Source organism: Pseudomonas morbosilactucae (assembly GCF_023241715.1).
GTDB lineage: Bacteria > Pseudomonadota > Gammaproteobacteria > Pseudomonadales > Pseudomonadaceae > Aquipseudomonas > Aquipseudomonas morbosilactucae.
Window position 1 is genome coordinate 26,339 of sequence record NZ_JALQCW010000042.1, and the last position, 15,530, is coordinate 41,868.

12 protein-coding genes are annotated in these 15,530 nt (G+C 59.0%); 11 read left to right on the forward strand and 1 reads right to left on the reverse strand.

Going from position 1 to position 15,530, the window contains the following annotated elements; genetic code table 11:
- Nucleotides 1-6: 6 nt before the first annotated feature.
- Nucleotides 7-1,353, reverse strand: a complete 1,347-nt coding sequence (gene aptA, locus M1B34_RS17510) for an omega-aminotransferase AptA (RefSeq protein ID WP_268265771.1) — start codon at nucleotides 1,351-1,353, stop codon at nucleotides 7-9.
- A gap of 213 nt (nucleotides 1,354-1,566) precedes the next feature.
- Here aptA and M1B34_RS17515 point away from each other — a divergent pair, with 213 nt between their 5' ends.
- The 11 genes from M1B34_RS17515 to M1B34_RS17565 all read left to right on the forward strand — a co-directional run bounded on the left by M1B34_RS17515 (nucleotide 1,567) and on the right by M1B34_RS17565 (nucleotide 15,520).
- Nucleotides 1,567-2,433, forward strand: coding sequence for a LysR family transcriptional regulator (locus M1B34_RS17515; protein ID WP_268265772.1), 867 nt, complete (start codon nucleotides 1,567-1,569; stop codon nucleotides 2,431-2,433).
- A gap of 139 nt (nucleotides 2,434-2,572) precedes the next feature.
- Nucleotides 2,573-4,225, forward strand: a complete 1,653-nt coding sequence (locus tag M1B34_RS17520) for an electron transfer flavoprotein-ubiquinone oxidoreductase (protein WP_268265773.1) — start codon at nucleotides 2,573-2,575, stop codon at nucleotides 4,223-4,225.
- A 121-nt stretch (nucleotides 4,226-4,346) separates the two neighbouring features.
- The gene (locus tag M1B34_RS17525) at nucleotides 4,347-5,402 is read left to right on the forward strand and encodes an ABC transporter substrate-binding protein (protein ID WP_268265774.1); all 1,056 of its coding nucleotides are present in this window, start codon (nucleotides 4,347-4,349) and stop codon (nucleotides 5,400-5,402) included.
- Nucleotides 5,403-5,714: 312 nt separating this feature from the next.
- Nucleotides 5,715-6,464, forward strand: coding sequence for an electron transfer flavoprotein subunit beta/FixA family protein (locus M1B34_RS17530; RefSeq protein ID WP_268265775.1), 750 nt, complete (start codon nucleotides 5,715-5,717; stop codon nucleotides 6,462-6,464).
- The gene (locus M1B34_RS17535; protein ID WP_268265776.1) at nucleotides 6,464-7,411 is read left to right on the forward strand and encodes an electron transfer flavoprotein subunit alpha/FixB family protein; all 948 of its coding nucleotides are present in this window, start codon (nucleotides 6,464-6,466) and stop codon (nucleotides 7,409-7,411) included. The genes M1B34_RS17530 and M1B34_RS17535 overlap by 1 nt, the downstream gene beginning before the upstream one ends.
- A 1-nt stretch (nucleotide 7,412) precedes the next feature.
- Entirely contained in the window at nucleotides 7,413-8,270 is an 858-nt protein-coding gene (purU, locus tag M1B34_RS17540; RefSeq protein WP_268265777.1) for a formyltetrahydrofolate deformylase, read from the forward strand.
- Between the two features lie 54 nt (nucleotides 8,271-8,324).
- Complete coding sequence (locus M1B34_RS17545) at nucleotides 8,325-10,775, forward strand: GcvT family protein (protein ID WP_268265778.1); 2,451 nt, start codon at nucleotides 8,325-8,327, stop codon at nucleotides 10,773-10,775.
- A 405-nt stretch (nucleotides 10,776-11,180) separates the two neighbouring features.
- The gene (locus tag M1B34_RS17550) at nucleotides 11,181-12,275 is read left to right on the forward strand and encodes an ABC transporter ATP-binding protein (RefSeq protein WP_268265779.1); all 1,095 of its coding nucleotides are present in this window, start codon (nucleotides 11,181-11,183) and stop codon (nucleotides 12,273-12,275) included.
- Between the two features lie 31 nt (nucleotides 12,276-12,306).
- Nucleotides 12,307-13,587: an ABC transporter permease gene (locus M1B34_RS17555; protein ID WP_268265780.1), complete on the forward strand. Its 1,281-nt coding sequence runs from the start codon at nucleotides 12,307-12,309 to the stop codon at nucleotides 13,585-13,587.
- Nucleotides 13,588-13,590: 3 nt separating this feature from the next.
- On the forward strand, nucleotides 13,591-14,439 hold the full coding sequence (locus M1B34_RS17560) for an ABC transporter permease (protein WP_268265781.1): 849 nt from the start codon (nucleotides 13,591-13,593) through the stop codon (nucleotides 14,437-14,439).
- Nucleotides 14,440-14,461: 22 nt separating this feature from the next.
- On the forward strand, nucleotides 14,462-15,520 hold the full coding sequence (locus M1B34_RS17565; protein ID WP_268265782.1) for an ABC transporter substrate-binding protein: 1,059 nt from the start codon (nucleotides 14,462-14,464) through the stop codon (nucleotides 15,518-15,520).
- Nucleotides 15,521-15,530: the final 10 nt, after the last annotated feature.

The following is a 15,530-nucleotide window of genomic DNA, read 5'->3' on the forward strand; positions in this document are numbered from 1 at the left end:
AGGGCGTCAGTCGAGCCGGTTCAAGGCTTCGCCCACGGCGTCAAACATCCGGTCGAGGTCTTCAGGCTTGGCGTTGAAGGTCGGCCCGAACTGAAGGGTGTCGCCGCCGAAGCGCACATAGAACCCGGCTTTCCACAGCGCCATGCCGGCTTCGAAGGGGCGGACAATCGCGTCGCCTTCACGCGGAGCAATCTGGATCGCGCCGGCCAGGCCGCAGTTGCGGATATCAACGATGTGTTTTGCCCCCTTGACGCCGTGCAGCCTGTTTTCGAAGTGCGGCGCCAGTTCGGCGGATTCCTGGATGAGGTTTTCCTTCTCCAGCAGGTCCAGGGTGGCCAAGGCCGCAGCGCAGGCCACCGGGTGAGCGGAGTAGGTGTAGCCATGGCCGAACTCGACCGCGTACTCAGGGCTCGCCTGGGTCATGAAGGTTTGGTAGATCTCGCTGGAAGCAATCACCGCGCCCATCGGAATCGCGCCGTTGGTGATCTGCTTGGCCACGTTCATGATGTCCGGCTTGACCCCGAAGTACTCCGCGCCGCTCCAGGTGCCCAGGCGTCCGAAACCGGTGATCACTTCGTCAAAGATCAACAGGATGTTGTTCTGGTCGCAGATTTCCCGCAGGCGCTGCAAGTAGCCTTTGGGTGGAACGATTGCACCTGCCGAGCCCGACATGGGCTCGACGATCACAGCGGCTATGTTGGACGCATCATGTAACTCAATGAGCTTGAGCAACTCGTTGGCCAGCTCCACGCCGCCGGTGTCTGCCATGCCTTTGGTGAAGGCCAGGCCCGGTTGCAAAGTGTGTGGCAGATGATCGACATCCATCAATTGGCCGAACATTTTACGGTTGCCGCCGATGCCGCCCAGGCTGGTGCCCGCAATGTTCACCCCGTGGTAGCCCCGCGCTCTGCCGATCATTTTGGTCTTGGTGGCGTGGCCTTTCAGGCGCCAATACGCCCGGGCCATTTTGACCGCAGTGTCCGCGCACTCGGAACCCGAGTTGGTATAGAACACATGATTCAGATCGCCCGGCATCAGGTCGGCGACGCGCTCGGACAGCATGAATGACAGCGGGTGGCCGTATTGAAAGGCGGGCGAGTAATCCAGGGTACCCAACTGTTGGGCGACCGCTTCCTGGATGGCCTTGCGTGAATGGCCAGCGCCGCAGGTCCACAGGCCTGAAAGGCTGTCGTAGACCTTGCGGCCTTCGGCGTCTGTCAGCCAACTGCCTTGTGCCGACACGATGAATCGCGGGTCGCGCTGGAAGTTGCGATTCGACGAGAAGGGCATCCAGTGCGCGTCCAGCTTCAGCTGGCTGGCCAGGGGCTGTGTGTGAGCCTGTTGTGTGTTCATGAGCAGTGGTCCTCTTGGCGAGACACTCATCGTGGTCAGTGGGTAAGTTGGCCTTGCTGAGCATCCTGGTTGGGGTTTCAAGGCTTGCTAAGAAATTGACATGCACATAGATTCGGTAAAACACACCTTTCACTACCATTGGTTTCAGGTTACCTAAACTATGAAGGCGCGCGTCCTAACCCGTTTGCCCAGGTCACTGATTTTGATATTCGAATGCTGAAGATTTTTCGCAGCGTCGTTGAGTGCGGTGGTTTCTCCGTGGCGGAAAGTGTCCTGGGCATTGGCCGGTCGGCCATCAGCCAGCAAATGACCGAGCTTGAGCAGCGCCTGGGCTTGCGCTTGTGCCAGCGAGGACGTGCCGGATTTTCCCTGACGGAGGATGGCCAGCAGGTGTATGAGGCGTGTTTGCGCCTGCTGTCGGCGATGGAGGGCTTTCGCAGTGAAGTCAACGGGCTGCACAGTCATTTGCGAGGCGAATTGATCATTGGCCTGACGGACAACCTGGTGACAATGCCGCACATGCGCGTCACGGACGCGTTGGCGGCACTCAAGAAAAAGGGGCCTGGCGTTCAGATTCAAATTCGCATGAGCACGCCGGGGGAGGTTGAACAAGGCGTGCTCGACGGCCGTCTGCACGTGGGCGTCATCCCGCAAGTCGGTGCCTTGTCCGGGCTCGAATACCAGCCGTTGTACAGCGAGCGTTCGCAGCTGTACTGCGGGGTTGGCCACCCGCTGTTTTTCATCAAGGACCTGGAATTGAGTGATCAGCGCATCCAGGAACAGGACGCCATCGCCCCGACATTCCGCTTGCCTGCAACCCTCCAGGAGCACTATCAAGTACTCAATTGCACGGCCAGTGCATCGGACAGGGAGGGCATGGCCTTCCTGATTCTTACTGGCCAGTACATCGGGTACCTGCCTGATCACTACGCACGCAGTTGGGTGACAGAGGGCCGGCTGAGAGCCCTGAAACCCTATTCCTGCTTCTACGACCTGACCCTGGCCTCGGTGACTCGAAAGGGTCGCCGTCCGCACCTGGTCCTGGAGACCTTTCTCGAATCGCTCGCGGTAAATGGCTAAGGCTGTCCAGCGGGGTGCACACTGCTTTTACGGATTAGCTCAACTTATCAATAACCGACTGATACATCGTTTGTTTTCGGTATAAACCCGCTCGTAGGATGGACCCCAGAGGCTATGTTCGATGCCTGTGGAGGTTTTGATGCAACGCGAATCCATGGAGTTTGATGTCGTCGTCGTGGGCGGCGGGCCTGCTGGCTTGTCCGCCGCGATTCGCCTGCGTCAGTTGGCAATAGAAGCCGGTCGGGAACTCTCGGTATGCCTGGTTGAAAAAGGCGCCGAGGTGGGCGCGCATATCATGTCCGGTGCGGTGTTTGAGCCCAGTGCGTTGAACGAGTTGTTTCCTGACTGGCGCGAGCGGGGGGCGCCGCTGCAGACCCCGGTCCAGGCGGACGAAATTTTCTACCTGTCGTCCTCCCGTCTTGCCATTCGGGTCCCGGGCGCACTGGCTCCCAGCACCCTGCACAACACGGGCAACTACATCATCAGCCTGGGCAACCTGTGCCGTTGGCTGGGTCAGCAAGCCGAAGCCCTGGGGGTCGATGTATTTCCGGGCTTTCCGGCCGCGCAGGTGCTGTATGACGACGAGGGGCGGGTCAAGGGCGTGGTCACCGCCGACATGGGCGTTGGTCGAGGCGGTGAGCACAAAGGCGGCTTCACGCCGGGTATAGAACTGATTGGCAAGCAGACCGTCTTCGCTGAAGGTTGTCGCGGGCATCTGGGCAAGCAGTTGATCAGCCAGTATCGCCTCGATGCCGATGCTGACCCTCAGCACTATGGGCTCGGCATCAAGGAAGTCTGGGACATTCCCGCCGAACAGCATGTTCCCGGGCTGGTGATTCATAGTACCGGATGGCCACTGACTCAGAGCGGCACCCAGGGCGGTGCCTTTATGTACCACTTGGACGACGGCACTGTGGTGATGGGGCAGGTGGTGGATCTCAACTACCGCAATCCCTACCTTTCGCCCTTCGACGAGCTTCAGCAGCTCAAGCATCACCCGCTGTATGCGCAGTACCTGCGTGGGGGTTCCCGCATCAGTTACGGCGCGCGCGCCATTGCCAAAGGCGGGCTGCAGTCCCTGCCTCGGATGCACTTCCCGGGTGGTTTGCTGATTGGCTGCGATGCCGGGACGTTGAATTTCGCCAAGATCAAAGGCTCCCACACGGCGATGAAGTCCGGAATGCTGGCTGCTGAAACGATCTATGAGGCGTTTGCCGCGGATGACTCGCCTGGCCAGGACCTGGCGGCCTACGCAGACAAATTCAAGGCCTCGTCGATTTATCGCGAGCTTCACCGGCAGCGTAATTTTGGTCCCGCCATGCACCGCTTTGGCAACCTGCTGGGGGCCGCGTATGCCTGGGTGGACCTGAATCTGTTGAAAGGCAAGTTGCCCTGGACCTTTCACGACAAGCGTCCCGATCACTCAACCATGGCCACGGCCGATAGCGCGGCGGCCATCGTCTACCCCAAGCCCGACCATGTCCTGAGTTTCGACAAGACCTCGTCGGTCTATCTGTCCAACACCAATCATGAAGAGGATCAGCCTTGCCACCTGACGCTGGTGGACGCCTCGATCCCCATCGCGTTCAACCTGCCGACCTATGCCGAGCCTGCACAGCGCTACTGTCCCGCCGGCGTGTACGAGGTGGTGGAAGAGGCGTCGGTGAGTCGACTTCAAATCAATGCGCAGAACTGCCTGCACTGCAAGACCTGTGACATCAAGGACCCGAGTCAGAACATCGGTTGGCGCGTGCCTGAAGGAGGCGGGGGGCCCAACTACACCAGTATGTAGAGGAGACAGAGTCGCTACGCGATTGAGCGACCGGAGTGTGACTAGTGCGATGCGTGGAACAGAACAATAACGAGCTGGATAAACCCCCTGCCTTTCTTACTAGCAATCTATCGGGAGCATCATGAAAAAATTAGCGTTGGTCCTCGTCTCTGGCCTGGCCTCTTTCGCCGCGGTGGCGCAAGAAAACCTGACCGTTGTCACCTATGGCGGGAGTGTCGCGGCGGCCCAGTTGCAGTCCTCGATCAAGCCCTATGCCGATAAAACGGGCGTCAAGGTTCGTACTGAAGATTACTCGGGCGGTATTGCCCAGCTCAAAGCCCAGGTTGAGTCGAAGAAAGTCGCCTGGGACGTGATCGACATGGAAATGCCCGATGCGGTGCGGGCCTGCAACGCCGGCCTGTTGGAGCGTATCAACCCGGAGAAAGACCTGGCGCCCGCCCCTGAGGGCTCAACCGCGGCAGACTTCCTGCCAGGTGCGCTCAATGAGTGCGGGGTGGGTGCCTATATCTGGAGCACCGCGGTGGCCTACAACACCAACGCCTACAAAGGCCAGGCACCAGCGACCCTGGCGGATTTCTTTGATCTCAAGAAGTTTCCCGGCAAGCGCGGCTTGCGCAAGGCGCCCCAGGCCAACCTTGAATGGGCGTTGTTGGCCGATGGCGTTCCCCGCGACCAGGTCTATGCCACGCTGGAAACCGAAAAAGGCCTGGAGCGTGCGTTCAGCAAACTTGATTCCATCAAAAGCCAGGTGATTTGGTGGGAGGCCGGGGCACAACCGCCGCAGTTACTGGCGGATGGCCAAGTCACCATGACCTCCGCCTGGAATGGTCGGATCTGGGCTGCACAAGTGAAGGAAAAACAGCCCTTCAAGATCATCTGGGACGGTCAGATGTATGACATCGATGTCTGGGCTGTTCCGGTTGGCGCACCCAATAAAACCAAGGCCATGGACTTTCTCCGCTTTGCCACATCGACCCAGGTTCTGGCGGATCAGAGTCAGTACATCGCCTATGGGCCTACCCGTAAATCGTCCCAGCCGCTGGTGCATGCCGATATGAAGTCGAGCATGCCGACCGACCCGGCCAATTTCGCCACGGCATTGCAGGTCAATTCCCAATGGTGGGGTGACCATGCGGATGAGTTGAACGAGCGCTTCAATGCCTGGCTTGCACAGTGACTCGATGGCTGTTGAGTGGGGTCGTCAAGCCGTTTGGGTCGGCTTGTATTTGCCCACCGGAGTACCAGCCCTGGTGAGGCATAACGACGGTTAGCCCGGGGGACCTTAAAAGGAAGAGGTCTTTGCCTGGTGCATTTCGCCCGACGCTTGCGTCGGGCTTTTTTCGTTCTGCCGGTTCAAAAAACAGTCACGGGCAGTCGGTCCTTATGAATAAGCCATGCTTATCCATGTACCTAATATAGATCGTTTGTAAGCGTCTATAGGGGCTTATAGCATCGGATTCCAGAGGTTTGGACTTATTCGGAGGTTGCTATGAAGGTGCTGGTGGCGGTCAAGCGTGTCGTAGACGCCAACGTCAAAGTCCGTGTCAAAGCGGATGAATCTGATGTTGAGTTAAGCAACGTAAAAATGTCGATCAATCCGTTTTGCGAGATCGCTGTGGAGGCGGCCCTTCAACTGAAGGAAAGCGGCCAGGCCAGCGAGGTAATCGCAGTCTCGGTGGGGCCTGAAGCGTGCCAGGAACAGTTGCGAACCGCGCTGGCGATGGGCGCAGACAGGGCCGTGTTGATCAAGTCGGGTAGCGATCTTGAACCGCTGGCGATTGCCAAGCTGCTTTACACCGTGGTCAAGCGTGAGGAGCCCGGTCTGGTGTTGCTGGGCAAGCAGTCCATCGATGGCGATAACAACCAGACCGGCCAGATGCTGTCTGCCTTGATGGGCAGCGCCCAAGGCACCTTCGCATCGCAAATCAATGTGGTCGGTGAGTGGGTCAATGTGGTCCGCGAAGTGGACGGTGGCCTGGAAACCCGAAGCTTGCGTTTGCCCGCAGTGATCACGGCGGACCTGCGTCTCAATGAACCTCGCTACGCCTCCCTTCCCAACATCATGAAAGCCAAGAAAAAGCCACTGGATGTCGTGGATGCCAATGACCTGGGGGTCGATACCCAGCCTCGTCTGAAGGTCATCAAGGTCTCGGCGCCACCAGAGCGCCAGGCCGGCGTTCGTGTGGGCAGCGTGCAGGAACTGGTCGAGAAGCTGAAGAACGAAGCGGGGGTGATCTGATGACGGTTTTACTGATGGCTGAACACCAGGACGGTGCTGTCAAAGCCAGCACCTTGAACGCGCTGTCGGCGGCGGTTCGCCTGGGCGGGGAGGTCGAGGTTCTGGTGGCGGGCCAGCGTGCGGGCAAGGCGGCGGAAGAGCTGGCTGCGTTTGCAGGGGTGAGTGGGGTGTTGATTGCAGAGGCTCCCGAGTACGCCGACCAAGGGGTCGAGAACGTCGCAGCCTTGGTCACCGAACTGGTGAAGACCTCGGCATACAGCCACGTTGTGGCCGCCTCTACCGCCTATGGCAAGAATCTGCTCCCTCGGGTTGCCGCATTGCTGGACGTTGCCCAAGTCAGTGACGTTGTGGAAATTCTTTCCGACAACACCTTTGTGCGGCCGTATTACGCCGGCAATGCCTTGGCAACCGTCGAAAGTCGTGACGCGGTGAAAGTGCTGACTGTACGCACCACGGCTTTTGCTGCGGCCGAGCGGGCAGGGGGGCTGGCTCCGATCAAGGCCGTTTCGGTGTCCTGCGATACCGGGCTTTCCACATTCCTGAATGCCGATTTCAGCGTGTCCGAGCGGGTTGAGCTGACCTCGGCCAAGATCGTCATTTCCGGTGGCCGCGGCATGGGCAGCGGCGAGAATTTCGCGATGCTGGAAAAAGTCGCCGACCAGCTCGGCGCCGCGGTCGGAGCCTCTCGTGCGGCCGTCGATGCGGGGTTTGTCTCCAACGATATGCAAGTGGGTCAGACCGGCAAGATCGTTGCTCCCGACTTGTACATCGCAGTGGGTATCTCGGGCGCGATTCAGCATTTGGCCGGGATGAAAGACTCAAAAATCATCGTCGCGATCAACAAGGACGAGGAGGCGCCGATCTTCCGGGTGGCTGACTACGGCCTGGTTGCCGACCTGTTCGAAGCCGTTCCAGCTCTTGAAGCTGCCCTGTCTCACGGAGTCTGAAATGAGCGCCAAGCGTACCTATACCTTTGCTTTCGACTGCCCTGACCGGGTCGGGATCATTACTCGTACCGCCGGCCTGTTCGCCAGTCATGGCGGCTGGGTGGAAGAGGCCTCGCAGTTTTCTGACGAGGAGAGCAATCGCTTTTTCAGCCGCATGGTGGTGCGTGCCCAATCGCTGCCTTTCGATATCGAGGTGCTAAAGCGCAAGGTCGAACCCCTCGCGCAAGAGATGTCGATGAACTGGCGGCTGGTCGACAGCGATCAGCGCAAGCGTGTGGTGTTGATGTGCAGCAAAGGCTCGCACTGCATGACCGACTTGCTGGATCGCTGGAAGACCGGCGATCTGGTCTGTGATATCGCCTGCGTGATTTCCAATCACGAAGATTTGCGCAGCCTGGTCGAGTGGTACGGCATTCCCTTCGAATACGTGCCTGTCGACAAAGACAACAAGGCCGAGGGCTTTGCGCGAACCGAGCGGTTGATTGACGAGTACCGGGCAGATTGCATCGTTCTTGCTCGTTACATGCAGATTCTTCCGCAAAACCTCTGTGAAAAATATCGGCATAAAGTGATCAATATTCATCACAGCTTCCTGCCGTCGTTTATCGGCGCCAAGCCTTATCACCAGGCTTCTCGCCGCGGCGTGAAGCTGATCGGGGCGACCTGTCACTACGTCACCGAAGACCTCGACGAGGGGCCGATCATCGAGCAGGACGTGGCCCGTGTCAGCCACCAGCAGACGGTTGATGACCTGGTTCGATTGGGCAAAGACGTCGAAAAAACCGTATTGGCCCGTGGGCTTCGGAACCATCTCGAAGACCGGGTCCTGGTCTACGGCAATAAAACCATCGTGTTTTAAGCACCCCTATCGTCGAGCCAGTTGCCCGCCCGGGGGCTGGCCTTGGAGTTTTATATGAGCAATAGCGTTCCGAGTTCAGCGCGTGTCGTCATCGTCGGCGGTGGGGTTATCGGCTGCAGCGTGGCCTACCACCTGACCAAACTGGGCATCAAGGATGTCGTGTTGCTGGAGCGCAAGACGCTGACCTGCGGTACGACCTGGCATGCGGCCGGCCTGGTGCCGACCCTTCGTGCCACTTACAACATGAGCATGCTGGCCAAGTACAGCGCCGGCTTGTATGAGGGGCTTGAAGCCGAAACGGGCCAGGCCACTGGCTTCGTTCGCAATGGCTCGTTGAGTGTCGCGACTCACCAGGAGCGTTTCACTGAGCTCAAGCGTGGTGCATCGATGGCCAAGCTCTGTGGTTTCCCCTGTGAAGTGGTCAACCCGGAGCAGGCGCTGGACCTGTGGCCACTGCTGAATATCGACGACATCGTGGGCGGTGTGTACTTGCCGTTGGACGGTGTGGTGAACCCGGTCGATGTCACCCAGGCACTCGCCAAGGGCGCGCGGATGGGCGGCGCCAAAATCATCGAGAACACCCAGGTCCTGGACATCAAGATCAAGGATGGCAAGGCGGCAGGCGTGGTCACGGCACAGGGCGATATCGACGCTGAGTTCGTCGTCAATTGCGCAGGCATGTGGGCGCGTAACTTCGGCAAGAAAGCCGGTGTCAACATTCCCCTGCATGCGGCCGAGCACTACTACGTCGTCACCGAGCCGATGCCGGAAATCAACGGCATCATGCTGCCGACCCTGCGTGACCTGGACTACTACAACTACTTCAAGACCGATGCCGGCAAACTGCTGATCGGCACCTTTGAACCCAACGCCAAGCCGTGGGGGCATGAAGGCATTCCAGACAGCTTCAGTTTTGACGAGCTGCCACCCGATTTCGATCACCTGGAACCCTATCTGGAGGCGGCGATCCGCCGTATCCCGGCCCTGGAGAAGACCGGGCTGCAGGTGTTCTTCAATGGCCCGGAAAGCTTTACCCCCGATGACCGCTATCACTTGGGTGAGGCGCCGGAGTTGCGCAACTACTTTGTCGCCGCAGGCTTTAACTCGGTGGGCATCCAATCCGCGGGCGGCGCCGGCAAGGTACTGGCCGAATGGATCGCCAAGGGGCACGCTCCCATGGACCTGTGGGACGTGGACATCAAGCGCAACTTGCCTTTCCAGGGTAATTCCCAATACCTGTACGACCGCACGACTGAAGGCCTGGGCCTGCTGTACGCCATGCACTGGCCGTTCCGTCAGTTCGAAACGGCGCGTAACGCACGCAAAAGTATCCTCCATGACCGTTTGCTGGCGGCCAATGCCTGCTACGGCGAAGTGGTCGGCTGGGAGCGCGCGAATTTCTTCGCTCCTGAAGGTGTGAAGCCGGAATACGGCTACAGCTGGGGCAAGCAAAACTGGTTCGACTGGTCGGCCGCCGAACATAACGCCGTGCGCAAAACCGTCGGCCTGTTTGATCAGAGCTCCTTCGCCAAAATACTGGTCCAGGGTCGCGATGCGATGTCGGTGCTTAACCGGATCTGCAGCAACAACGTCGATGTCGAGCCGGGTCGGATCGTCTACACCCAATGGCTCAATGAGCGAGGCGGCATCGAGGCCGACCTGACCGTCACCCGGCTTGAGAAGGACTCGTTCCTTATCGTCACTGGGCCCTGGACCCAGACTCGCGAGCTGAACTGGCTGCGACGCAACACCCCGGACGACGCCAATGTGGTGTTCACCGACGTTACCTCGTCGATGGCGGTGATCAGTGTGATGGGCCCCAACGCCCGCAACCTGCTGCAGCCCCTGACCACCGACGACCTGTCCAATGAAGGCTTCCCGTTTGCCACGTCGAGGGAGATCGAACTGGGTTACGCCCGGGTACGTGCGTCGCGTATTACCTACGTCGGTGAGCTGGGCTGGGAGCTGTATGTCCCGACCGAGTTTGCCCCGGATGTCTTCGACCGAATCGTCGCAGCGGGTGAACCTCACGGGTTGAAGTTGTGTGGCTACCATGCCCTGAACTCCCTGCGAATCGAAAAGGGCTATCGCCACTTTGGCCATGACGTGATGGAAGAGGACACCCCGCTGGAAGCCGGTTTGTCGTTTGCCTCGGACTTCAACAAGGCCGGAGGCTTCATCGGCAAAGAGGCGCTGCTCAAGCAGAAAGCCGAGGGCGTCAAAAAACGCATGGTGCTGTTCAAGTTCCTCGATCCGGAGGCCACCAACTATCACGAAGAGCCGATCTATCGGAACGGCCAGATCGTCGGTCGCACCACCTCCGGAATGTATGGCCACTACATCGGCGGCAACGTCGCCATGGGCTATGTCTGCAACGACGAGGGAGCAACGGCGGAGTGGGTGAAGGAGGGCACGTACGAGATTGAAGTGGCGACCCAGCGCTATGAAGTCGAAGCCAGTCTGCGTGCGTTCTACGACCCGGAAATGAACAAAATCAAGTGCTGAACCTGGTCGGCCAACCGCATTGACGGTGGGCAGGTTCGGTATGCAAACCACATAACAACAAGTCGATTGAATCGCGCAGTGCCCGGAGTTGCGTTCCGGGCCCCGCGCAAAAATCGCCGGAGACAACCATGAATGCAAAATGCATCGTCAGGTCGAAGTCGTCGATCACCCCAATGGGTTCGCGGCTTTGCGCCACTCCATCACGCCTTATCGATTCCGGGTTCGCCCTGAGCCCTTTCTGCCGAAAGATTCCTCTTGAATTTGTCGTGTCGACGACCCGATACGGGTGCCCTTGCGCCTGATTGATGTGGGTCCTTTTGTCCTCGCGAGCAAGAGAAACCGTGTGAGCGTCGTGTACCGCGGCGCTGCACTTAGCTGATTAAAGAGTTGCAGAAAGGTGGTCACATGCAAGCAGAATCCTTTGTGAGTTTTCGCAATGTGCAGAAGAGCTACGACGGTGAAAACCTCGTGGTCAAAAACTTCAACCTGGATATTCAGCGCGGCGAATTCATCACCATGCTCGGGCCTTCGGGCTCCGGAAAGACGACGTGCCTCATGATGCTGGCGGGTTTTGAAACCGTCACCCATGGGGAAATCTGCATCGATCGCCAGCCGGTCAACGACATCTCGCCGCAGAAGCGCGGGATCGGCATGGTCTTTCAGAACTATGCCCTGTTCCCCCACATGACCATCGCCGAGAACCTGGCATTCCCGCTCAAGGTTCGCGGGCTGTCGTCCAGCGACATCCAGGGCAAGGTGAAAAAGTCCCTGGAGATGGTCGCCATGGGCGCCTTGGGCAGTCGCATGCCCGCCCAGCTTTCCGGTGGCCAAAAACAGCGCGTGGCACTCGCCCGGGCGCTGATTTTCGAACCTCGCCTGGTGCTGATGGATGAGCCGCTGGGGGCGCTGGACAAACAATTGCGCGAGCAGATGCAATACGAGATCAAGCGCCTGTCGAAACAGCTGGGCATCACCGTCGTATACGTGACCCACGATCAGAGCGAAGCGCTGACCATGTCTGATCGTATTGCCGTGTTCAATGATGGGGTGGTTCAGCAACTGGCCAACCCCTCCGACCTCTACGAGAAACCCGAGACCGCCTTCGTCGCCAGCTTCATCGGTGAAAACAACCGGCTGCTGGGGAAGGTGGTCGCGGTCGAGGGCGATTACTGCCAGGTACAAGTCGGCAACCAGCAGGTGAAAGCGGTGGCGGCTAAATCGGTGAGCGCAACCCGCGGCACCCAGACCACCCTGTCGATTCGTCCGGAGCGGGTGTATCTCGATCCCGCGCCAGGTGAGTGCGACAACCGCCTGCCGGCAAAGATTCAAGAGCTGATCTATCACGGGGACCATCTGCGCCTGCGTCTGAGCGTCGCCGATCAAGATGACTTCGTCGTGAAAGTGGTGAACGGCGTCAACCAGGCCAGGCCGACCCCCGGCGCACTGGTGACCGTCGGGTGGCGCGCTGATGACTGCCGAGCGCTCAACACCGTTCTCTAACGTTCCTCACCGCTCACACGGAGATCACTTTATGAATCGCCCTGTAATGTCTGAAGGGCCTGCGGATCAGCTGTATGTTCAGCCGCAGGTGGGCCCGTCAATAAAGGAAAGCCTGGATAAGGCCGAGCGTCGGAACAAGTTCAAGTCGGTGCTGTTGGTCTTGCCGTTGCTGGCGTTTATTGCCGTCTTCTTTCTCATGCCCATCGGCGACATGCTGATGCGCAGTGTGCAGAACAGCACGCTGGCGGACTACATGCCGAACACGGTGGTCGAGTTGAAGCACTGGGATCGGCAAGCGCTGCCTGAAGAGAAGACCTTTGCGGTCATCGGCAACGACCTGCTCGGCCTTCTGAAGTCGCAGAACCTGGATCGGGTCGGGACTGATTTGAACCGCGTGCAGAGCGGCATGAAGCTGCTGTTGAACAAGACCGCGAGGGGGCTGGAGAAGCAAGGCGCGGCAGGCATTGCCGAGTTCAAGCCACTGATGATCAGCATCGACTCGCGCTGGGGTGAAACTGCGACCTGGTCACAGCTCAAGGTGATGGCGCCGTCGGTTTCGGCGGTCCATTACCTGGCGGCGCTGGATCGTCAATACGACGATAACGGCGACATCGCCAAGCAGCCTGAAAGCCGGCAAATTTATGTCAATAATCTGTTGAAGACCCTCACGGTCAGTGGCGCGATCACCCTTATCTGTTTCCTCTTGGGCTACCCATTGGCCTACTTCCTGGCCTGCCTGCCGGACCGCTTGAGCAACCTCCTGATGATTCTGGTCCTGCTTCCTTTCTGGACCTCTCTGCTGGTCAGGACCAGCGCCTGGATTGTGATTCTGCAATCCAATGGGGTCTTCAACGATGTCTTGCGCAGCCTGGGCCTCATCGATCAGCCCCTGGACCTGATGTACAACCTGTACGGCACCATCATCGCCATGACCCACATCCTGCTGCCATTCATGGTGTTGCCGCTCTACAGCGTCATGCGCGGTGTCGACCAGACCTACATCCGGGCCGCGCACTCCATGGGCGCCAGCTCCATGCGCACGTTTTTCAAGATCTACTTTCCGCTGTCCCTGCCAGGGGTCAGTGCCGGGGGGATTCTGGTGTTCATTCTGGCGGTCGGCTACTACATCACGCCGGCACTGGTGGGCGGCCGCACAGGCCAGATGATCAGCAATTTCATCGCGTATCACATGCAGACGTCATTGAACTGGGGGCTGGCGTCGGCTATCGCCAGCCTGCTGCTGGTGGTGGTGCTGTTGATGTACTGGGTCTACGACCGATTCGTAGGCATTACCAATATGAAGTTGGGGTGAACCATGAGCCTGCCAAATTACATTGGGCCTATCGAGCGTTGCTGGTTTTTCACCGTGCGCGGATTTGCACTGCTGGTGCTGCTTTTCCTAGTCGTGCCGATTCTGGTGATCATTCCCTTGTCCTTCAACGTCGAGCCGTATTTCAGCTTTACCAAGGACATGCTCCAGCTGAACCCTGAGGCCTTTTCCCTGCGCTGGTATCGCCAACTGATCAACGATCCGCTCTGGGTGCTGTCGATCAAAAACAGCTTCCTGGTGGCCTGCGGCGCAACGGTGATTGCGACAGCGCTCGGCACACTGGCCTCCATTGGCCTGAGCCGCTCGGACCTGCCGTACAAGCGCCTGCTCACCGGCATCCTGATCTCGCCCATGATTGTTCCGGTGATCATTTCAGCGGCGGGCATGTACTTCTTCTACAGCAAGCTGGGGATTGGCCAGAGCCTGCTGGCGTTGATTCTCTCCCATGCGGTGCTAGGCACGCCCTTCGTCATCCTGACGGTCACCGCCACCCTGGTTGGCTTCGACCATTCGCTGACCCGTGCGGCGGCGAGCATGGGGGCGTCCGCAACCTATACGTTCTTCACGGTGACATTCCCTCTCATCCGTCCCGGGATCATTTCTGGTGGGTTGTTCGCGTTCATTACGTCGTTCGACGAGGCGGTGATTGTTCAATTCCTGGGGGGCGTCGAGCAACGCACCATCCCGCGGCAGATGTGGTCGGGAATGCGTGAGCAGATCAGCCCGACGATTCTTGCGGCTGCCACATTGCTGATCATTTTGTCGGTCCTGCTGTTGCTGTCTATCGAAGTCCTGCGCCGTCGTTCGCTGCGCGTCCGTGGCATCACTAATTGATCTGAGGTCTAGGGAAGTCGTTATGAAAAAGATACTGATTTGCGCGGTAACCAGTCTTGCGTGTGCGTCTGCGATGGCGCAGGAGAACCTCACCATTGTCACGTACGGTGGCTCATTGGCTGCGGCCCAGACCAAGGCTGCGATCAAACCCTTCAGTGAGAAAACCGGGGTGAAGACCACCCTGGAAGATTACTCCGGGGGCATCGCCCAACTGAAAGCCCAGGTCGAGACCAGGAACGTCTCCTGGGATGTGGTCGACATGGAGTTGCCGGACGCCGTTCGAGCCTGCAATGCCGGGCTGTTCGAACGTATCAATCCGAGCAAGGACCTGGCTCCTGGGACCGATGGTGCCCCCGTGGATGTGGACTTCATCTCCGGCGCGGTGACCGACTGTGCGGTGGCCAACATCATCTGGTCGACGGCTGTGGCTTACAACGTCAACGCCTTTAAAACCGAGCAGCCCGCCACACTGAAAGATTTTTTCGATCTCGCTAAATTCCCCGGCAAACGAGGCCTGCGCAAGGCACCCCAGGGCACGCTGGAGTGGGCCTTGATGGCCGATGGGGTGCCACGCAACAAGGTGTATTCCACCCTGGAGACCGAGGCCGGCCTTGAGCGCGCGTTCGCCAAACTCGACACCATCAAAAGCCAGGTGATCTGGTGGGAAGCCGGGGCTCAGCCGCCACAGTTGCTGGCTGACGGGCAGGTGGCAATGACCTCGGCCTGGAACGGGCGTATCTGGACAGCCCAGACCCAAGAGAAGCAACCGTTCAAGATCATCTGGGATGGCCAGTTATACGACATGGACGTGTGGGCCGTGCCGGCCGGCAGCAAGAACAAGGCGCGGGCCATGGAGTTCCTCAAGTTCGCCACCAGCACGCCTGTCCTGGCCGAGCAAAGCCAATACATCGCCTATGGGCCTACTCGCAAATCGTCACAGGCCCTGGTCAGCGAGGAGATGAAACCCCATCTGCCAACGTCCCCGGAGAACTTCAAGACGGCTTTGCAGATGAATGCCGAATGGTGGGGCGATCATGCCGACGAGCTTAACGAGCGCTTCAATGCCTGGCTGACTCAATAACGCGCTTTGC